17 protein-coding genes are annotated in these 19,498 nt (G+C 40.8%); 2 read left to right on the top strand and 15 right to left on the bottom strand.

Annotated elements, in window-relative coordinates; genetic code table 11:
- Positions 1–28: 28 nt before the first annotated feature.
- From HH214_RS16630 to mraZ, 5 genes are read right to left on the bottom strand one after another with little or no spacing between them, the layout of a single operon-like run.
- The gene (locus HH214_RS16630) at positions 29–1,492 is read right to left on the bottom strand and encodes a UDP-N-acetylmuramoyl-L-alanyl-D-glutamate--2,6-diaminopimelate ligase (RefSeq protein WP_169609501.1); all 1,464 of its coding nucleotides are present in this window, start codon (positions 1,490–1,492) and stop codon (positions 29–31) included.
- Positions 1,489–3,585, bottom strand: a complete 2,097-nt coding sequence (locus HH214_RS16625; RefSeq protein WP_169609499.1) for a penicillin-binding protein — start codon at positions 3,583–3,585, stop codon at positions 1,489–1,491. Before HH214_RS16625 ends, HH214_RS16630 begins: the two co-directional genes overlap by 4 nt.
- Complete coding sequence (locus HH214_RS16620) at positions 3,582–3,992, bottom strand: FtsL-like putative cell division protein (protein WP_169609497.1); 411 nt, start codon at positions 3,990–3,992, stop codon at positions 3,582–3,584. The genes HH214_RS16625 and HH214_RS16620 overlap by 4 nt, the downstream gene beginning before the upstream one ends.
- Positions 3,989–4,891, bottom strand: coding sequence for a 16S rRNA (cytosine(1402)-N(4))-methyltransferase RsmH (rsmH, locus tag HH214_RS16615; protein WP_169609495.1), 903 nt, complete (start codon positions 4,889–4,891; stop codon positions 3,989–3,991). Before rsmH ends, HH214_RS16620 begins: the two co-directional genes overlap by 4 nt.
- Entirely contained in the window at positions 4,884–5,348 is a 465-nt protein-coding gene (mraZ, locus tag HH214_RS16610; RefSeq protein WP_169609493.1) for a division/cell wall cluster transcriptional repressor MraZ, read from the bottom strand. The genes rsmH and mraZ overlap by 8 nt, the downstream gene beginning before the upstream one ends.
- A 412-nt stretch (positions 5,349–5,760) precedes the next feature.
- Here mraZ and HH214_RS16605 point away from each other — a divergent pair, with 412 nt between their 5' ends.
- Positions 5,761–6,408: a YceH family protein gene (locus tag HH214_RS16605; RefSeq protein ID WP_169609491.1), complete on the top strand. Its 648-nt coding sequence runs from the start codon at positions 5,761–5,763 to the stop codon at positions 6,406–6,408.
- Positions 6,409–6,443: 35 nt separating this feature from the next.
- Here HH214_RS16605 and HH214_RS16600 read toward each other — a convergent pair whose 3' ends face one another.
- Positions 6,444–6,977, bottom strand: coding sequence for an adenine phosphoribosyltransferase (locus HH214_RS16600; protein ID WP_169609490.1), 534 nt, complete (start codon positions 6,975–6,977; stop codon positions 6,444–6,446).
- A 68-nt stretch (positions 6,978–7,045) separates the two neighbouring features.
- The gene (locus HH214_RS16595; RefSeq protein ID WP_169609488.1) at positions 7,046–7,924 is read right to left on the bottom strand and encodes a helix-hairpin-helix domain-containing protein; all 879 of its coding nucleotides are present in this window, start codon (positions 7,922–7,924) and stop codon (positions 7,046–7,048) included.
- Between the two features lie 70 nt (positions 7,925–7,994).
- On the opposite strand from HH214_RS16595, the gene HH214_RS16590 reads away from it, so the two are divergent.
- Positions 7,995–9,749 carry a lysophospholipid acyltransferase family protein gene (locus HH214_RS16590; protein WP_169611193.1) on the top strand — a complete coding sequence of 585 codons (1,755 nt, stop codon included), beginning with the start codon at positions 7,995–7,997 and terminating at the stop codon, positions 9,747–9,749.
- 122 nt (positions 9,750–9,871) lie between these two features.
- Here HH214_RS16590 and HH214_RS16585 read toward each other — a convergent pair whose 3' ends face one another.
- From HH214_RS16585 to HH214_RS16550, 8 genes are all read right to left on the bottom strand, one after another.
- The gene (locus HH214_RS16585) at positions 9,872–13,135 is read right to left on the bottom strand and encodes a TonB-dependent receptor (protein ID WP_169609486.1); all 3,264 of its coding nucleotides are present in this window, start codon (positions 13,133–13,135) and stop codon (positions 9,872–9,874) included.
- A gap of 125 nt (positions 13,136–13,260) precedes the next feature.
- On the bottom strand, positions 13,261–14,286 hold the full coding sequence (locus tag HH214_RS16580; protein WP_169609484.1) for a glycosyltransferase family 2 protein: 1,026 nt from the start codon (positions 14,284–14,286) through the stop codon (positions 13,261–13,263).
- A gap of 36 nt (positions 14,287–14,322) precedes the next feature.
- Positions 14,323–15,432 carry a glycosyltransferase gene (locus tag HH214_RS16575; protein WP_169609482.1) on the bottom strand — a complete coding sequence of 370 codons (1,110 nt, stop codon included), beginning with the start codon at positions 15,430–15,432 and terminating at the stop codon, positions 14,323–14,325.
- Between the two features lie 51 nt (positions 15,433–15,483).
- A complete protein-coding gene (locus HH214_RS16570; RefSeq protein WP_169609480.1) occupies positions 15,484–16,044 on the bottom strand; it encodes an acyltransferase in 561 nt (186 codons plus the stop codon).
- 10 nt (positions 16,045–16,054) lie between these two features.
- Positions 16,055–17,314, bottom strand: coding sequence for an ABC transporter ATP-binding protein (locus HH214_RS22155; RefSeq protein WP_169609478.1), 1,260 nt, complete (start codon positions 17,312–17,314; stop codon positions 16,055–16,057).
- A 21-nt stretch (positions 17,315–17,335) separates the two neighbouring features.
- Entirely contained in the window at positions 17,336–18,187 is an 852-nt protein-coding gene (locus HH214_RS16560) for an ABC transporter permease (protein ID WP_169609476.1), read from the bottom strand.
- Positions 18,188–18,206: 19 nt separating this feature from the next.
- A complete protein-coding gene (locus HH214_RS16555) occupies positions 18,207–18,770 on the bottom strand; it encodes a winged helix-turn-helix domain-containing protein (RefSeq protein WP_169609474.1) in 564 nt (187 codons plus the stop codon).
- 198 nt (positions 18,771–18,968) lie between these two features.
- A complete protein-coding gene (locus tag HH214_RS16550) occupies positions 18,969–19,469 on the bottom strand; it encodes an Mpo1 family 2-hydroxy fatty acid dioxygenase (RefSeq protein WP_169609472.1) in 501 nt (166 codons plus the stop codon).
- Positions 19,470–19,498: the final 29 nt, after the last annotated feature.

Raw genomic sequence — 19,498 nt, 5'->3', positions numbered from 1 at the left:
ACTTATTATTGAGTTGTTAGTTAATTTATTAGTTAGTCAGTGTTTTAAAATTATTAATCAGTTCCTCTTTATCATCAAAGTGATTTTTTACGCCTTTGATATCCTGGTACTTTTCGTGCCCCTTGCCGGCTACTACGATAATATCACCAGGCTGGGCTAAATGAACAGCTGTTTTAATCGCTTCATGACGGTCGGTAATGCTGATGGTTTTACGTTTAGCAGCAATATCCACTCCGGCTTCCATATCCTTAATAATCTGTGTTGGCTCTTCCGAACGCGGATTATCAGAGGTTAGGATTACTTTATCACTCCAGTCGCAAGCTGTTTTAGCCATCACCGGGCGTTTAGCTTTATCCCGATCGCCACCGCAACCTATTACAGTAATTACTTGTTCGGTACCTTTACGAATATCATGCACGGTGCTCAATACATTTTGTACAGCATCGGGCGTATGGGCGTAATCAACAATGCCGATTACTTTGTTAGGCGCTATCACGTAATCAAAGCGACCTTCGGCACCAGTAAGATTACTCAGGCTGGTTAATACACTGGCTTTATCCTGACCTAACAGAATGGCTGTTGCATATACCGCCAACAAATTGTAAGCATTAAAACTGCCTACCATTTTAAACCATACTTCGTCGCCGTCCACATTCAGCAGCAAGCCGCCAAACTGGTTTTCCAATATTTTTACCTTAAAGTCGGCCATGTTTTTCAGGCCGTAGGTCTTTTTAGCAGCTTTAGTATTTTGCAGCATCACCAACCCGTTTTTATCATCCACATTGGTTAAAGCAAATGCTGTTTTAGGCAGATGATCAAAAAATGCCTTTTTAGCTTTCAAATAACCATCAAAGGTTTTATGATAATCTAAGTGATCGTGCGTCAGGTTGGAGAATATGCCGCCGGCAAAGGTTAAACCACCAATACGGTGCTGAGCAACCGCATGCGAACTAACCTCCATAAAGCAGTAGTCGCAACTTTTTGTTACCATGTCGTGCAACAGCTGGTTTAAAGCTATTGGATCAGGTGTGGTGTGGGTAGATGGAATAACCTGCCCGTTGATCTGGTTTTCCACAGTAGACAATAACCCACATTTATAACCCAAATCGCGAAATAGCTGATATAACAAGGTAGCCGTAGTGGTTTTACCGTTGGTACCAGTTACCCCTACCAGCTTTAACTTTTGTGAAGGGTTATCATAAAAGTTTGCTGATATAATACCTAAAGCTTCGGCCGAATTGGCAACCATTAAGAAATCCACTTCGCCGGTAACATGCGGAGGCAAATCTTCACATATTACAGCTATAGCCCCATCTTTAACAGCTTGTTCTATATAATCATGACCATCTACAGCAGTGCCGCGTACAGCCACAAACAGCGACCCAGCTACTACCTTGCGCGAATCAAAAACCACAGCCGTGATTTCCACATCCGCACTGCCTTGCAGTTCAGTAAAGGCCAAGCCTTCCAGTAGGTCGCTTAAATACTTCATTCCAGTTCAATTGTTATTTTACTTCCCTTAGGCATCAGGCTACCACCTGCTACAGATTGGCGCGCCACTACACCACTGCCACGTACCGTAGTTTTATAACCTGCATTACCTAACACGTATAAGGCATCACTGAGCCCCATACCCGTTACAGCGGGCACAGTACCTCGTTTATAAGTAATATCCTGCGGCGCTATACCATTGCTGGTATCAGGCACTTTAGCCATGGCGTTAGATGCATACAAGGCTTTTACGCCTAACTTATTATATACCTGCTGAACGGCTTTTACATTGCCGGTTTTCACTTTAGGCATTTCGGTATTGCCTACATAATGTGTTGGCAAATTCTGGTGCATTTCCAGATCGCTAGAGTAAACCTTGTCGGCTATTTCCCGGAAAACCGGACCAGCTACTAAAGCACCATAGTAGCCATTTTTGGGGTCATTAATAACCACTATCAATGAATACTTAGGCTTATCGGCCGGGAAGTAGCCACAAAAAGAAGCCTGATATTGCCGTTTAGCTTTGTAGCCCCTGTTACCGTCAGCTACCTGAGCTGTACCGGTTTTACCGGCAATTCTGTACAATGGGTTATAAATAATGTTTTTACCAGTACCCTCATCTACTACCCCTTCCAGCATAGCATGTAACTTACGCAGGGTTTCATCTGAGCATAATTTAGGATTTGCAACACGGGTTTCAAATTTCTCAACTGGTTGCCCCAATCTTCTAATTTCTCTAACAAAAACAGGAGTTACATACCGACCATTATTGGCTACTGCATTATAAAACGACAGCATTTTCAATGGGGTTAACTGCATTTCATAACCGTAAGCCATTTGCGGTAATGACATGGCATTACTCCAGCTGTGGCTGCTTGGGTTTTTAACCACAGGCTGCGCTTCACCGGGTATTTGCAATCCCATTTTTTCATTTAGCTTCCAATCGTACAAATGATCGGTAAATTTTTCCTGATCGTTATGGTAGCTTTTATTAACCAAATAAGCCACCGCAGCATTGGATGACTCTTCAAAAGCTTTTTTTACCGTAACTACGCCAATACTACCATGTGAATCTTTAATGGTATGATGAGGTATCTGATAATTACCAGTACCTACCATAGTAGTGGTATCTACCATTTTGTCTTCCAGCAAAGCCATATAAGAGGCCAGCTTAAACGTTGAACCCGGATCCTGATTACCTGCTATAGCATAATTGAACTTCTCTTCATATTGATCAGGCGCTACCTTGGTGTAATTGGCTACAGCACGTACTTCGCCGGTAGCTACTTCCATCAAAATCACGGTACCATGATCGGCTTGACTTTTAATTAGCTGCTTTTTCAAAGCCTCCTGAGCTACATCCTGGAAGTTTACATCGATGGTAGAAATGATATCAGCACCATCTTTAGGCGCAATTTCATCATCCTGATTAACCGGCATCCACACACCGCCAGCAATACGCTGAACCAAACGCTTGCCTGATTCACCATTGATATAATCCGCATAAGCACCTTCCAAGCCTACTGCATTTTTAACATTCTCATTTTTATAGCCGATGGTACGGGCTGCTAATGAGCGGAATGGCAATATGCGCTTGTTCTTTTGTATGATAATTAAACCGCCTTTGTATTTACCTAAGCAAAAAATAGGAAACTTGCGAATTTTCTTTAATTCCTGATAAGATACTTTACGGCGAATTAACTGATAACGTGAGCTATCACGACGAGCCTGACGCAGAATAGAAGCGTATTCACGAGATGACTTATCACCAAAAAATGCCGACAACTTATCAGCTAATGAATCTACTTTATTGTAGAATATTTTATCGTCGGCAATACCGCCAGCCAGCATATCCATATGCAGCTCATACTCAGGAACCGAGGTAGCCAGCAAACTTCCGTCAACTGCAAAAATATTACCACGAGCTGCCTCTACGTTTACATAACGTGTAGATAAGCTATCGGCCATAGCACGCCATTTTTTACCTTGCCCAAATTGTACATGGCATAATTGAAATAGCACCGCGAAGGCAAACACGACAATCAAGCCAAAAGCCAGATAAACCCTTAGTAATATATTAGTTCTGATACTCATTGCGCGTCGCCTCCTTCTGTATCTACTAATTTTTGCGGTGGCTCAATTGGCTCAATAATCCCCAATGTATCTACACGTTTAGCTACTTCGGTCAACGTACTTTTGTAAGCTAAATCAGCTTTGGTAGTTTTATAATCCCAGCTCAGCTCTTTTACTTCTTTGCTAAGCTTATCAATATCTCGCAAGTTATCTTCGGCCAAGTGACGGTTACCTATATAAATCATACCGAGCAGCGCCATAAAAAAGATAAACGGCAAAGCTTGGGTTACTCTCTCAGTCGAGATTAAACCCTTGCTCAGCAGTAACTGCAGAAAATTCTCCGGATTCTCACTAATCGGATTCTCTTCTACCAGCAGTTCTTTTTCTGCTTCTTCGTCCTGAATTTCTGTACGTAAACGGTTACTCATTTTTTGACAGCTATTCTTAGTTTAGCACTACGTGCCCGGTTATTCTGTTTAATTTCTTCGTCGGTTGCTGTTATTGCACCCCGGCTTACCGCTTCTAACGGCTTTTGATCGTTACCGTAAAAGTCTTTTTCCACTTCGCCGCTAAATTTTCCTTTAGCAATAAAGTTCTTCACTAACCGATCCTCCAGCGAATGATAGGACATTATTACCAAACGGCCACCAGATGCCAACACCTCGGCCGATTGAGTTAAAAACTCCTTCAAAGCTTCTAACTCCTGGTTAACTTCAATGCGAAGCGCTTGGAAAACCTGAGCCAAATACTTATTTTCTTTACCACGAGGAATTAAACCTGCAATGGTATTCTTTAAATCGGCAATGGTATTAATAGGGCCATTCAAACGGGCAACTGTGATTGTACGCGCTAATGATTTGGCATTTTGAATTTCGCCATAAACACCAAAAATGCGGTGCAAATCAGCTTCTGCATAGGTATTTACCACCTGCTTAGCTGTAAGTTCGGCCGATTGATTCATGCGCATATCCAGTTCAGCATCAAAGCGGATAGAAAAGCCACGCTCGGCCTGATCAAATTGATAAGACGACACGCCCAAATCAGCCAAAATACCATCAACCGGAACCGCATTATGCAGGCGGGTAAAGCTTTTCAGATAACGGAAATTTTGATCTACAAACGTAAAACGCTTGTCATCAATCAAATTTTGCTGCGCATCTGCATCCTGATCAAAAGATAACAGACGACCATCTTGATTCAAATGTTTTATAATCTCGCGTGAATGGCCTCCTCCACCGAAAGTAACATCCACATAAGTACCATCAGGACGAATATTCAGCGCCTCGATACACTCCTGCAACATCACCGGGTTATGATAATTACTCATCTACCCTCCTTCCGGCACCGCCCATTACTTCCTCAGCTAGGTCAGCAAAATTTTCAGGAGCATTATCCATCTGCTCATCATAAGCAGCTTGGTTCCAAACTTCAATTTTGTTGAACTGGCAAGCCAGCACTACATCAGTACTAATGCCGGCATATTCCAATAAATTTTTAGGTAAAAGCACGCGATTGGAAGAATCCAGCGTCAATTCGGTAGCACCGCGAGTAAAGTAACGGATGAATTCACGTGTTTTTTTCTCGTATTGGTTAAGCTTGCTTAGGTCGTCAACAATCTTATCCCATTCTTTTCGGGTGTAGATAACTAAATGCTTTTCAAAGCCACGGTTGATCACAAGGCCTTCCCTTTCAGCTTCTGGAAGCTGTTTCTTGAGGCCCGCAGGGATCATCATCCGCCCTTTGGCATCTAGTTTACAATCAAATTCACCTAAAAAGTGGGACATTCAGTCAAGTCGGGTATTATTCAAATGTAAAAGTAACACAGAAGTTCCACTTTCCTCCACTTTTTCCCACCAAAAAGTTATCCACACCCACCGTGAATAACTTTGTTTGTTTTTCACAAAAATAGCCCGAACAAATTCGGGCTATCCAAATACAGTAATTTGACTAAATACTGCTATTATGGAGGTAAAAATATCAATTAATAGGAGAATTTATCAATTAAATAAGTAATTGCTTTTATGCCAGACTAATTCTTGATGCAGCTAATGTTAAAAACACTGATGTTGATAATTTGATGTTGTGATTAATTATTAGGATAATATCCATACAGATATTTTTACTCCGTTAAATTACTAAAGCAGTTATGCTTAACCATGAATGAATTAAGCTGATATATTTATACTTGCACTTATAATGGAAAGCTTACCTAAATTAACCAACGAAGAGATACGTGTACTAGGCTCATTAATGGAAAAAAGCCGGACTACACCCGACTATTACCCCATGACTTTAAATGCCTTAGTGGCAGCCTGCAACCAGAAGTCGGCACGTAAGCCAGTGGTGCAATATGATGAAGATACCGTAATTAAGGCGCTGGATACTTTAAAAAAGAAAGGGTTGATTGCAACCGTTACTGGTGGCTCAAACCGGGCAGTAAAGTACAAACACAACTTTGCTATTGTTTTCCCGGTAATACCAGCCGAAGTAGCGATTATATGCTTGTTATTATTGAGAGGACCACAAACACCAGGTGAGCTAAATACCAATTCAGGCCGCTTGTATGAATTTGAATCGTTAGAAGATTTACAGCAAACCCTGGAAAAGCTCTCAGATGGAGAGTTGCCGTACATCACGCAGCTCCCCCGACGCACCGGCCAGAAAGAGGCGCGCTATACGCACCTACTGGGTGAAAGCTTGGATATACCTGAAGAGGAAGAAGCCGATACAGTAACTGCTTCGCAAACCAATATTACTGAACTGGAAGCACGAGTAGCTAAGCTGGAGAATGACTTGGCTATCTTACAAGAAGCGTTTGATAAGCTGATGAAAGAATTAAGTTGATGCTCCTAAGTTTGAAGCATCAACCTAAATGTATATTAATAATTAGCCAGTACAATTACGCGCTCGGCTAACGGCGTGATCTTCTCCTTACCTTTCAGAAAGCCCAAACCTACCACAAAGGTAAAACCAGCTACAATGCCTCCCATTTCTGTAATCAGTTCGCTGGCAGCAGTTACGGTACCGCCGGTAGCTAGTAAGTCGTCATGTATTAAGATGTGCTGACCGGGTTCAAAAGCATCGGTATGCAGTTCGATAGTGGCAGCACCATATTCCAGTTCGTAAACTTTTTGCTTTACTGTATAAGGTAATTTACCTGCTTTCCGCACCGGAATAAAAGGTACCCCTAACTTACCAGCCAGTTGCAACCCGAACAAAAACCCCCGGCTTTCAATACCTGCTATAGCATCAATACGCACACCTTGCAGCTGGAGTGCAAATGATTCAATAATATTTTGGCATAAAACCGGGTCTTTCAGTATAGGCGTTATATCTTTAAATACAATGCCGGGTTTTGGGAAATCGGGTATATCGCGTATTGCGGTTTTAATTTGTTGCGCTATCGTATCCATATTAAACAGGGTTCAAGTTTACGTAAAATTCAGGGCTTTACAGGTAATCTACAACCTCGTTGTGTCAGTTAAAAAGTTAAGTACGGCTTAATTTTGTGTAACGTACTTTCGTCCAGTATAGCTACGTTGCGCATTTCTTCAAATGTTTCATAGTTGCCGTGTTGTTTACGGTACTCTATAATGGCGTTCATCTGCTTATAGCTTAGGTATGGAAAACGCTTTAAATTATCAAAATCAATATTATTAATATTGATTTTTGTAATCTTTTTGGCATTAATAGTTAGCTGACTTTTGATAAACTGGTAACGATCTTCATCCATACCGAATATTTCTTTTAGCTGCTCTTTCCGGTAAAACCCGCCTAACCTTTCGCGATAATGAATGATGTGCATAGCAAAGGCTGGCCCTATTCCCTTAATTTGGGTTAGCTTGGCCGAATCAGCAGTATTAATTTCTATAATAGCCGTAGGCTTATCATAACCTAACTGATTAGAAGACTCTGGCAGATTAATGTAGGGCTCCAAACGGCTATAATCGGCATCAGTTAGCGTGTACATCTTTTTCACATCTGCCTTGGTACGAAACTGACCGCCTTTAGCTTCATAGTGCTTAATTCCAGCAATTTGCTTGTCACTTAAACCTAACTTTTGCCACTTCGCTACCGATAAATGATTGGGGTTGAAAGCAAACATAACCGAATGTGCTGTTTTAACATCACCCCTACTAGGTGCACCTTCATTTGCATCATCCGTATAAGCCGTATCGCCTGCTTGTGCAAGCCGTGCTGTTGCTAAGTTGAACGCTTTAAAGTTTATTGGCTTATCTTTGTGGAAATGGTCATAAATGTATGGAGCTGCCAGTACGGCTATAATTAGTAGAACTAATATGACGCAGGCGTTCCACTGAGTTTTAGTTATGGAAAGGTAATTTTTATGCGGCTGCTTCAAGAGAATAAACAATAGCGGGCTGAAAATACATAACTTTAAACACATTTATACCGGAAAGAAAACCGAAATGATGAAAATTATAACCACAGATGAGTTTGCCAAAGCCACAAAATTAGATAAGCTAAAAATGCCCGGTTTGGCGGCCTTACTGATGGAAATCATGAAGATTAATCAGGTTAATGATTTGTTTGCCCAGGCACAGCCAAAGCAAGGACCTGAGTTTGTAGATGCTATTTTAGCAGGTTGCGGTGTAACTATTGATTTTGATGAGAATGAATTAAAAAATCTGCCGGCTGATGGTAGCTTTATTGCTATTGCCAACCACCCTTATGGAGGCATAGAGGGTATGATTCTGCTCAAGATCTTATGCATGGCCCGGCCTGATGCTAAGCTGATGGCTAACTTTCTGCTGAAAAAAATTCCCAACCTCAGTGACTATTTTGTTGCGGTGAACCCATTTGAAAATGTAGAGCATTCATCCAGCATAAGTGGTATTAAAACCACGCTTGAGTTATTACGTAATGGAACCCCTCTTGGCATTTTTCCAGCGGGCGAAGTTTCTACGTACCAGTTAAACACCAAACAGATAACCGACCGTATGTGGCACCCGGTAGTGGGTAAAATCATAGCCAAAGCCAAAGTGCCGGTTGTGCCTATCTATTTTCATGGCAATAATGGTTTGCTGTTTAATTTGTTGAGCTTAATACATCCTACCTTGCGCACCGCTAAGCTCCCTTCCGAATTGTTTAACAAGCAGGGGCATACCATTAAGCTGCGCATTGGCAAGCCTATTAATTTTCAAGATATTCCAAACAATAACAACACCGTACAGATACTTAATTTTTTGCGGGCAAAAACTTATGCTTTAGGTGCTGGCCTGGAAGATGAGAAGAAGATTTTTAATCCAAGTAAATTATTTAAAATCCGTAAAAGTGCTCAGGAAATTGTTCCCCCCACCCAAGACCAGCTGCTGGAACAAGAATTAGTTCCGTTACGTGAAAACTATAAAGTTTGGACCGAAAAAAATTATGAGGTGTTCATTACCCCTACCGCACTTATTCCTAACATTATTCGTGAAATTGGCAGGTTGCGTGAAGTTACCTTTCGCGAAATTGGTGAAGGCACCAATAACAGCACCGATTTGGATGAATACGACATTTACTATCATCACCTATTCATCTGGGACACGAAGGCCAAAATGCTGGTAGGTGCTTATCGTATTGGCCTGGGTGATGAAATTTTTGAGAGCATGGGTAAACGTGGCTTTTATACAGCTCAACTGTTTAAAATTAAATCACAGTTCAGCGATATATTGAAAAATAGCCTGGAGCTAGGCCGTTCATGGATACGTAAAGAATATCAGCAAAAACCTTTGCCGCTGTTTTTATTATGGAAAGGTATTTTAAAATACTTGATTGATAATCCCCGGTACCGTTACTTGATTGGCCCTGTAAGCATCAGTAATGCTTTTTCTAAGTTTTCTAAATCATTAATTGTAGATTACATCACCAAACACCATTTCGATCATGAGATGGCGCAGTATGTAAAGCCACGTAAGCAATTCAAAGTTGATTTTGCCAGTATTGATGCTGATGCTTTAATGGCTGGTGAGGAAAACTTTAAAAAACTGGATAACCTGATTTCAGAAATCGAACGCCATAATATGAAAGTACCGGTACTCTTACGCCAGTACATCTCCTTAAATGCCAAGATCATCTGCTTCAACATTGACCCTAAATTTGCCGACTGTCTGGACGGTTTTTTGGTACTGGATCTACAAAAAGTGCCGCATGAGGTTTTAGACAAACTAGGTAGGAATATATAAGGTGAGAATCAAGCGTACAGTATCAGGAATGAAACTAAAGTAATAATGAACATTATAAACACAAAAGGTCCGGCTCACAAGCCGGACCTTTGCTTTTTAGACTAGGATATGCTTAGGTACTATTACCAGCTGTAACGTAAACCAAATTGCATTTGCCAACGTGAAGAAAAATAATCAACAGAGTATGGTAAACCAGGGTTGGTGAACGTGTATTTAGGATAGGCAGTTGCTGCATTAGCAAACGTAGGGGTTGTAGCTGCCTTTAAACCTATGCTTGATGTAGAGTTGTAGGTATTTGGCGAGAAATAGTAGTGGCCCCAATTCTTGTTTAGCAGGTTGGTTAAGTTCACAATATCGTAAGTGAAAGTAATTACCTGTTTGTGCTTGCCTGAACCAAATTTGAAATCCTGGCTAAAACGGAAGTCCAAGTCATTATTCCATGGTGTAAAGGCAGCATTACGCTCAGTAAATTTACCACGACGGCTGCTCAGGTATTTATCACCATTAATAAAGGAATCAAAAGCAGCAGCTTGCTGAGCAGCAGTTTGTCCACCAGCAATATCACTGAAGAAGTTAACCGTTTCGCCTGATTTTGGAATATAGGCTAAGCTAACCTGTTGGCCTGATGCCTGGATAGAGTTTGGATAGAAGCCATAAGTATATGGATTACCTGAAGCTGCGCTAAAGAAGAAGGTAAAATTAGCAGTGTAGTTTTTAGCAGCATCCCAGCTATGGTTATAGTTTAAGGTTGCTACGATACGATGACGGATATCAAAGTTAGAATTAGCCAAGCCTGGATTGTTTGGATTTAAAGCCTGGTTTAACTGCCAGTTAGATTCCATGGAGTTACGGATACCATTAGTTACGTCTTTAGAATGGCCGAAGGTATAGGCTACTGAAGCGTTTAGGCCAAAAGGCATAGTTTTAGCAACCTGACCAGTTAAGCTATAACGGTAACCTTGGCTGGTGTTTGATAACAAATAAGCATTGGTATATGAAGAGTTTACCGCTTTGTTAACAAATATAGGTTGCTGATGCTGAGTATCGTATGGATAGTACGTAACCTGATCAGTAGTATTTACCTGCTGGAATTTCAGGTCATGAATGGTTTTGGTATAAATACCTTCTGCTGTAAAGCGCCATTGATCCGGTGTGGTATAATCAACCGCTAAACTACTACGCCATACTTGCGGCATTTTAAAGTTGTTGTCAATCATATCCACCTGGGTAGAACCATTAGAGGTAGTATTAAAGCCTTGCTGATTAACAAAGTTTAAACCACCATTGCTGGATACCTGAACTGGGTTAGTACCAGCTACAATTGGTGAAGTAGTTGAAGGTTTTTTATCGTAAGCACCGTAAGTTACACCGTTGTTGTAGAAAGCATAACCGAACCATGCAAACGGAACACGACCGGTAAAGAAACCACTGCCACCACGTACAATAACGCTTTGGTCGCCGTTAACATCATAGTTAAATGACACGCGAGGGTTAAACTCTACATTGTTCAGATATTTATTTTTAATATCCTTAGGCAAGGTGTAAGTAAATGTAGTACCGTAATTAGGATCAACCGGCGCATTGGTTGTTTTAGCACTTAACGGTTGCTTATCAGGTAAGCCTGCATAATCTAAACGCAAAGCCGCAGTCAGCTTAAAGTTGTCGGTTACTTGAATTTCATCTTGACCATACAAGCTCAGCAGGTTAACTTTAAATTGTGCTGAAGGATTATCTAAAATGTAATCGCGAGTATTGTTCGTATAGTTAAAGTTAGCGCGAATACGTGAAGGATTATTGTTCAGAAAATCGTTGATACTGTTGTAAGCCACACGGCCGTTCCAGGCATTTACGAAGTTGTAAGTAATATTGTAAAACTCGTTGTGCGTACCGAAAGTAAAGTTATGCTTACCCTTAGTCCAGGTTAAGTTATCGGTGAACTCGGTAGTTTTTTGGTGCATATCAAAAATAGCAGCTTCACGGTCGGTACCTAAAAATATGGTAGTACCAGGTGCGTTACCGGTAATTTCGATTTGCGGTAATGAAGGATTAGAGTTCGGATCGCGATAATCGTGTACGTTAGAATAACCTACCAGCAAGCTATTGTTCAAGCTGTTTGAAAATCTAGATTTTAACTCGGCTACGGTTGAAGTAGAATTGTTATGAGAGGTATAGTCAATACCACTAAAACGGAAGTTAGATTGATCACGCTCCAGATTAGTAGCTGTTGAAGAGATCGTGTTATTACGCAACGTTAACTGGTTTTTGTCGTTAATGTTCCAGTCTAAACGGTTAAAGAACTTGTTAGAGTTAGAGAATATAGTCGTATTATCATAAGTACCAGCGCTTAGACCTGTGTATTGGTTAAACACTCTGGCAATATTCTGTGCATCAGTTAAGCTCAGAATTTTGGCTGAACCAGCAGTACCAGCACCTGAAATTACCGGATCTTGACGACGGTTGATCTCCTCGTTGGTAAAGAAGAACAATTTATTTTTAATAATAGGGAAACCTAAACGGGCACCTACTTGATAATCATGAAAGCTGCTTGGTTCTTTTGATTTATCACCGCCAGCTGCTGTAGGTGCGTTGTTCGGACCTACCAGGAAAGCGCCACGGCCATAGCTGTAAACTGAACCGGTAAAATCATTAGTACCACTACGGGTCACAGCGTTAATACTACCACCTAATACGTTACCGATTTTGATATCATAAGGTGCCACATAAACCTGAATATCCTGAATAGCATCCATAGATACTGGGTTGGTACGGGTACTGCTACCTACCTGGCCGGAAGTATTAGTTTGACCACCTAATGATGGGCTAAAGCCAATCGCATCATTATTAATGGCACCATCCAGCGTTACGTTATTGTAACGGAAGTTAGTACCTTGAAACGAGTTATTGCTGCTTTGCGGGGTAGTACGGGTTAAATCCTGAAGGTTACGGTTGATAGAAGGCAGTGTACGTATTTGGTTCTGGTTGATACGGGTGCTGGCACCTGTACGGGTACCGCCTGCTGTTGACCTAACAGTTACTTCTTTTAACGTGGTGCTTTGGTCAGTTAACACAAAATTATAAGTAGCATTGCCTAAGCTTAAAGTAAGACCAGGACGCTCTTCTGATTTAAAGCCTACAAACGAGGCTGTGATAGTATAAGGGCCACCCGGATTGATGTTAGGGATGGAGTAACGTCCGTCTGCATTGGTTTGTGCACCATAGCGGGTACCGGTGCTGGCATTCAACACCGATATGGTAACGCCCGGCAAGGTGATGCCTTTAGCATCAGTAACCTTACCGCTAATGAAAGCGCTGGTAATCTGCGCCCGGCTTTGCGTGACCGCGCCTAGCAGAAAAATGGATAATAGGATAAAGTAAAGTTTCTTCATTGTAGTCAACTATTTGACCACAAAGGTTCAGCTTACATGTTAAGCCTATATTAATATAAGATTATGATATTGTAGAATTCTTAACGTTAACTAAAGGTTAGATAATTATTGAATTTTGGCACAACTTATTTTGCAGAACTTAGTGTTGCGGTTAAATGATGGCGTTTATTGTAGAGCAAAGTTTTCTTTCTATATAATATAGGAATAATGGCTGCCCCCTTTTTAAGCAATTGATGAGATGATTTATCAAGTTTTACCTTCATATACCAAACCCAGCTTTTACTAAACAAATTAGAGTAACCTAGCTTCACCATCCATTTTCTTAATAGTTGAATAGCTACATCTTTATCAAAGTATCTGAAGGTTTGGTCGGCAATGCGGTAAATCAATTTAGCAAACTCAAATCTTACCTCTTCAGATTTCAATGGGAGTAGTTCAGCATATTTCTCAATTAAATAAAGTTTGGTTTTAAAGCTTTTACCGGCATATTCAGTACTGCTAATTGCTTTTTCACTGTTATCCTTACGGTAAAAAGAATCAACGGCTTCATTTGTGCTTTTGAGATAAGTCAGCTTTTTATTCAATAAAGCATTCACATGCAAATCCCAGTCCTGCCAGATAGATACCTTTTCATCCCATCCTTTAATTGCCTGTAAGACTTCCCTTTTCCATAGCACACCACTGGTATGCCAAGGCATGTCCTGCCTTAAAAACCGAATCAGGTCGTTGTCATTTGTATTTAGATAGTTCCACAGCTTATCAGTATCGTAAGGAACCTTTTTAAATACAGCAGTTGCGAAGCAGTAATAATTATAGCCAGGGTTCTGTTCTGCAAAGGCCAGTCGATTACTCAAACAATGGGAACCGAGCAAATCATCCGAATCCAGAAAGATTACGTATTTGCCTGTAGCTTTATCGATGCCGGTATTACGAGCCCCTTGCGCACCTTTACTCCGCTTGTTCAGGTAAAACTGAAAACGGCTATCACGTGCCACATAATCTGCGCAAATCTGAGCTGTAATATCAGTAGAATGATCGTCGATAATCAGGCATTCCCAATCGGTAAAATCCTGGTTCATTACCGAATCTAACGTTTCGGCAATTACATCGGCCCGGTTATAAGCAGGTACTACTATAGATACTTCTGGCATAGTTTTATCTCAATAATGTTCAGTTTAAACGTTTAACTAGTTGACTGAGCTGTTTACCAAATCTGTAATTTTTGCCAAGTGCTGATCAAGCGTGTAATTGTTCTGTATATTTTGTCGTCCTTTTTTACCCAAGCTTTCCGCTAAAGATGCATCATCCAATAAGCTAATCATGTGCTTAGTCATCGTATCCACATCTAGCTCGTCAAAAAGCAAACCGGTTTCATTCTCTATAACTACATCAGGTATGCCTGCATGCCGACTGGCAATAACCGGCAAACCAGCAGCGCTAGCTTCGATCACAGCTACCGGCGTACCTTCCGAATCACCATCACTTGCCCTAACAGAATGCTGTACAAAGCCTAATGCATCCTCAAACATCCTCATTACATCTGCCGGATTCATGATACCTTTAAAGTTTACATTCGCCTCAATATTCCACAGCTTAGCCAGGTTCATGCAGGTATTGAGTAGCGGCCCTGTTCCTCCTAAGTTTAATACCACATCAGGATGAACTTTAACCACTTCCTTCAAGGCAGCTAAGGTCAGGTAAGGCGCTTTTTTATCTACAAACCTACCCACCCCCACAAAGTGCGGCTTAGTATAAGTAGGCTTTAAAGCGAAAAAATCAGGATTAGTACCATAAGTAATTAAATGCAACTTATAGGTAGGGCAACCTAAAGCCTGTAAATCATTATACATGCGTTTTGATACCGCAATGATGGCCTTGGCGTAGGTAAATATTTCTGTGTATTTACCCCGGTATTTTTCTATAATATCGTACTTACTGGCATCATAACCATGAAAATGTACAATGAGTGGCAAGTTCAACCGTCTAATCACATTCAAGCTTTCGGCTGCTGTAGTTCCATATTCGGCCAACACACAGTTGATCTTATTTTCGAGTAATGATTTTTCCAGATTTCGCTCGCTGTAAGAGGTATTGGGTGGCAATGGCTTTAACTTGCTCACTACCCGATTAACCAGCGCATTGTTACTTAACTTCCCTTTACCCTCTAATGCCTTAGGTACGAAACCATCATAATAATACTTTACCTGAAAGGGTAGCTGCTTATGCGCCTGAATAAACGTTTCAGAATAAGCATTGGCATTGGGCGAGAATATGGCTAAGTTGATTGGACTAGACATGTTAAATAACCTAAACTAAAACACATTAATACGACTACAGAGCTTTATGCACTACCGGTATGCTTCCACCAAGTGGTCAACTTTGTTTTTAACTATGCAATTGGAGGGTACATCTTTATAAATAAGGCAACCAGCACCAATAACTACATTATCGCCAATGGTTACATTGTTGAGGATGGTTACGTTAGCACCCACCCAGCAGTTTTTGCCAATGGTAATGCTCCCAATCTTATAACCCTGATCCCATATTGGCCGATCGGATGCTCTGAACTGATGATTATGATCGTACAGCTTTACACCTTCGCCAAAAATACTGTTGTCGCCAATGGTGATGGTACCAAAACAATTGATAGAGGAGTACCGATTGAAAAACACATTTTCGCCCAAAGTAAGTTGAGCCTTATCACCGATGAGTATGCTACAGTACTCTCTAAAAACCACGTTTTTGGCAGCCACAAAAGCACCGTTTGCTTTTATGGTAAACTGACTTAAATGAAAATTAAACTTAAAGGAAGAAGCTACCTGAACATTATACCTTTTATCGTTAAATAGTTGTGCCCGTTTGAGGTTGTTTATCTTCTTGTAAAAGTATTCGTGCAGCTTCAATAACATAACTTTAGGTCTAGCTTTCTAATTGCCATACGTGATCTTCTACATAAGTAGCTGCATTCGGGTACCAGTAGTATTTTCTAAGCTCATGTACCTGTACCTCGAACGGACATATTCCCTCCAGCACCTCAAACTTTTTACCCGACCGGTGATCGGAAAAGTTGATGATTAATGAATAGTTATCCGGGTATAAGCGCAACTGCGGAAAGCTACAGCTAAATTTGTGCACACCAGTTTCGCGGCATAACGACATTTCATCATCTCTCACTAATACGTGCGCTACCTTTACCTGTGAAGAATTTAGAATTAAGAAGGAAAATATTGCTTCACCAATGGGGTAAGGCGTGTTAATCTCGAAATCTATTTTTAACGGCTTACCTTGCAAATGCAGGTTATTGGCTTCGGAAGTATTAACAGTTACTTTGGTAATCACTGGCGCATCAGAAGAAGGCTGATTGGTGTAAACTAACGATTGCTGACCTTTATACTCATAATACTTTTTTATACCGGTTTGTGTATTACCTTCAAAGGCGATAGAGCCATTGCTGAGCAGCAAAGTTTTGGTAGTTAACGCGGCTATAGATTGCATGCTATGGCTTACAAATAAAACTGTACGACCTTCGCCTTTATTTACGTCACCCATTTTCCCCAAGCATTTCTTCTGAAATTCAGCATCGCCTACAGCCAGCACCTCATCCACAATCAAGATTTCTGATTCGAGGTGTGCAGCTACTGCAAAGGCCAAACGCACGTACATACCGCTTGAGTAACGCTTTACTGGTGTATCGATGTAACGCTCCACCCCAGCAAAATCAACGATAGCATCAAAATGCTTTTTGATCTCGTGTTTGCGCATACCTAAAATAGCACCGTTCAGAAAGATGTTTTCGCGCCCGGTTAACTCCGGATGGAAACCAGTACCTACTTCCAGCAAACTGGCTACACGCCCTTTTATTTTGATAGAACCGGTACTTGGCGTAGTTACACGGCTTAATACTTTTAGTAACGTACTTTTACCTGCGCCGTTCCGTCCAATCACACCAACAGCATCGCCCTGATTAATTTCGAAGTTGATATCTTTTAAGCTCCATACAATGTCGCTAGCGCCTTTACTGGTACGATCGTTGGTTTCCCCTATTTTCAGGTAAGGGTCTTCTTTACCGCGCATTAAAGCAATGCGGCGCTGAATATCCCGGCTCAGTGTACCCGTGCTGAACTCGCCTAACTGGTAGGCTTTGCTTAAGTTTTCTGCTTTTATAGCAATCTTGCTCATTCCTGTACTTATACTAAATTATTAAACCGTATCAACGAAGTTCTTTTCAACCCGGTTAAACACAACCAAACCCAAGAAAAATATCACGATGCTGGCTACTACACTATAGGCAAATGCCCCCGGGTAGAACTGACCAGTACCTAAAAACCCATAGCGGATGGTTTCAATCAAACCGCTCAACGGGTTTAATGCGATTAAATCACGATATTTTTCAGGCGCGGTAGATAAAGGATAAATAACCGGTGTAGCATACATTAACAGTTGCACACCAAAAGTTACCAGGAACACCAAATCGCGGTATTTGGTAGTTAATGCTGTAATAATTAAGCCCAACCCTAAACCCATACCAGCCATTAGCACAATAATAAGCGGGAAAAGCAACATATACCAGTTAGGCTCAATGCGGTTACCCTGAAACAGGTAATACACCATTAATACCACAAACAAGGTTAGTTGCACACCAAACTTAACCAAGTTAGAAAATATGATACTCAGCGGCATAATTAACCTCGGAAAGTAAACCTTCCCGAAAATGTTCGCATTATCCCTGAATACCGTAGAGGTTTTATTTAAACAGTCAGCAAAATAGTTCCAGGATACAGTACCAGCCATGTAAAACAAGGGAGCAGGCGCGCCACTGGTACTGATTTTGGCCAGATTACCAAATATAATGGTGAAGGTTATGGTAGTAAATATGGGTTGGATAAAGAACCATATCGGGCCAAAAATGGTCTGCTTGTAAAAAGACACAAAGTCGCGCCGTACCAACAGCCATAAAAGATCGCGGTAGTTCCACACATCTTTTAAGTGCAAATTGAATACATTGTCTTGAGGTTTGAGTTCGATGTCCCAGTCTTCGGCAGTGGTACTCATGTTGTTGTTAATTAAGTGATTATTTATACGAATAATGATTAACTGTTTGTTGTGACTGATTTACATGCCAAATCAGTAAATGCGGATACTGAGCCAGATAAGCGCCTGCGTTTTTTTCTTCCAGCACCAACCAATTAACTTTTCGGCGTACCAACCCCTCTACCTTTTCCACTAAGCCGGCTATGTATTTTTCGTTAAGCTGATGTCCTACCAATAGCAAGTCCATCTGTTTGCTATCAATACCACGGGCAAAATCGCCAGTAATGTAAGCCGATTGCAGGTCTCCTATTCGGCGCAATACTTTTTCTATGATTTCATCAATACCTACAAACTTGATGAGCAGGTTATGAATGTCATTAAATACAGAATGATTTTTATTAGCTTGGTAAATCTTCTTGTTACCTTCAGCAAAAGAAACTAACAAACCAGCCTCTTCCAGGCGGTTTAACTCTACCCTTATAGCATTGGTTGATTCACCAAATTCGGCTTCCAGCTCCCGTAAATACGATCTGTTATTACTGTTCAGGAAGAACTTTAACAGTAATTTGATCCGGGTTTTTGATGTAATCAGGGTATCGAGCATTCGCCTTACAACAACTGACCTGTATAAAAACCGAGTAATAAAATTACTCATTCACTTACACAGGTATAAGTTAATTGAAACAACTACCTATTACTATTATCCATTTGATAACTAATAAGCAGTTATACTTATAATCTTTTAACCTAATACGGATTGGCAACCGAATTAGTTAAGGCGAAGAATGAAAAAGATAAAAGTTTAATATTTTATGTTGGCTTTCTTCAAGAGCAGATGAATTAACCATAACGGGCCAATTAGCAGCAGCTTCCAATTAAGCACCAGTACATGTTGCAGCTTTTCCTTTCTTTGCCCGATTATTAATCCGGCTACAGCTATAATCAATAAGGTAACACTGGTAAAAGCTAAAGCCGGCCCGCCTGTACCCTCCCATTGCTGCAGCTCGATAATGCCATATGAAAATGCGAACAATATCAATAACATGACATAAGACAACATCGGAGAAAGTTTCAGGTAATAATAGATTAGTACAGCAATTAGTATAGAAGCCCAGTTAATATAACCATTATATGTCCCTAAAAAGCCTAAATGCGGAAAAGGTATAGCCCATGCCAACCCAATTATACTGAACAGCAAAAGTGGCAGGCAAATACATTGTATAATCCGGTTGGTTTTATTTTGATGAGTTTGGTTGAAGGTTTGGAAATATTGGTCGATAGGACGTACTTCTGTAGGTTTCATAAACACAATACGAATTTGGTACAAAAAAA

Source organism: Mucilaginibacter robiniae (assembly GCF_012849215.1).
GTDB lineage: Bacteria > Bacteroidota > Bacteroidia > Sphingobacteriales > Sphingobacteriaceae > Mucilaginibacter > Mucilaginibacter robiniae.
Note: the sequence above shows the minus strand (reverse complement) of the source record. Positions and strands in the feature narration are given on the sequence as shown.

Excerpts from the sequence above, each read along its gene's own strand:
- HH214_RS16630 (WP_169609501.1), bottom strand. The coding sequence starts at position 1,492 with ATGAAGTATTTAAGCGACCTACTGGAAGGCTTGGCCTTTACTGAACTG.
- HH214_RS16625 (WP_169609499.1), bottom strand. The coding sequence starts at position 3,585 with ATGAGTATCAGAACTAATATATTACTAAGGGTTTATCTGGCTTTTGGC.
- HH214_RS16620 (WP_169609497.1), bottom strand. The coding sequence starts at position 3,992 with ATGAGTAACCGTTTACGTACAGAAATTCAGGACGAAGAAGCAGAAAAA.
- rsmH (WP_169609495.1), bottom strand. The coding sequence starts at position 4,891 with ATGAGTAATTATCATAACCCGGTGATGTTGCAGGAGTGTATCGAGGCG.
- mraZ (WP_169609493.1), bottom strand. The coding sequence starts at position 5,348 with ATGTCCCACTTTTTAGGTGAATTTGATTGTAAACTAGATGCCAAAGGG.
- HH214_RS16605 (WP_169609491.1), top strand. The coding sequence starts at position 5,761 with ATGGAAAGCTTACCTAAATTAACCAACGAAGAGATACGTGTACTAGGC.
- HH214_RS16600 (WP_169609490.1), bottom strand. The coding sequence starts at position 6,977 with ATGGATACGATAGCGCAACAAATTAAAACCGCAATACGCGATATACCC.
- HH214_RS16590 (WP_169611193.1), top strand. The coding sequence starts at position 7,995 with ATGAAAATTATAACCACAGATGAGTTTGCCAAAGCCACAAAATTAGAT.
- HH214_RS16585 (WP_169609486.1), bottom strand. The coding sequence starts at position 13,135 with ATGAAGAAACTTTACTTTATCCTATTATCCATTTTTCTGCTAGGCGCG.
- HH214_RS16580 (WP_169609484.1), bottom strand. The coding sequence starts at position 14,286 with ATGCCAGAAGTATCTATAGTAGTACCTGCTTATAACCGGGCCGATGTA.
- HH214_RS16575 (WP_169609482.1), bottom strand. The coding sequence starts at position 15,432 with ATGTCTAGTCCAATCAACTTAGCCATATTCTCGCCCAATGCCAATGCT.
- HH214_RS16570 (WP_169609480.1), bottom strand. The coding sequence starts at position 16,044 with ATGTTATTGAAGCTGCACGAATACTTTTACAAGAAGATAAACAACCTC.
- HH214_RS22155 (WP_169609478.1), bottom strand. The coding sequence starts at position 17,314 with ATGAGCAAGATTGCTATAAAAGCAGAAAACTTAAGCAAAGCCTACCAG.
- HH214_RS16560 (WP_169609476.1), bottom strand. The coding sequence starts at position 18,187 with ATGAGTACCACTGCCGAAGACTGGGACATCGAACTCAAACCTCAAGAC.
- HH214_RS16555 (WP_169609474.1), bottom strand. The coding sequence starts at position 18,770 with ATGCTCGATACCCTGATTACATCAAAAACCCGGATCAAATTACTGTTA.
- HH214_RS16550 (WP_169609472.1), bottom strand. The coding sequence starts at position 19,469 with ATGAAACCTACAGAAGTACGTCCTATCGACCAATATTTCCAAACCTTC.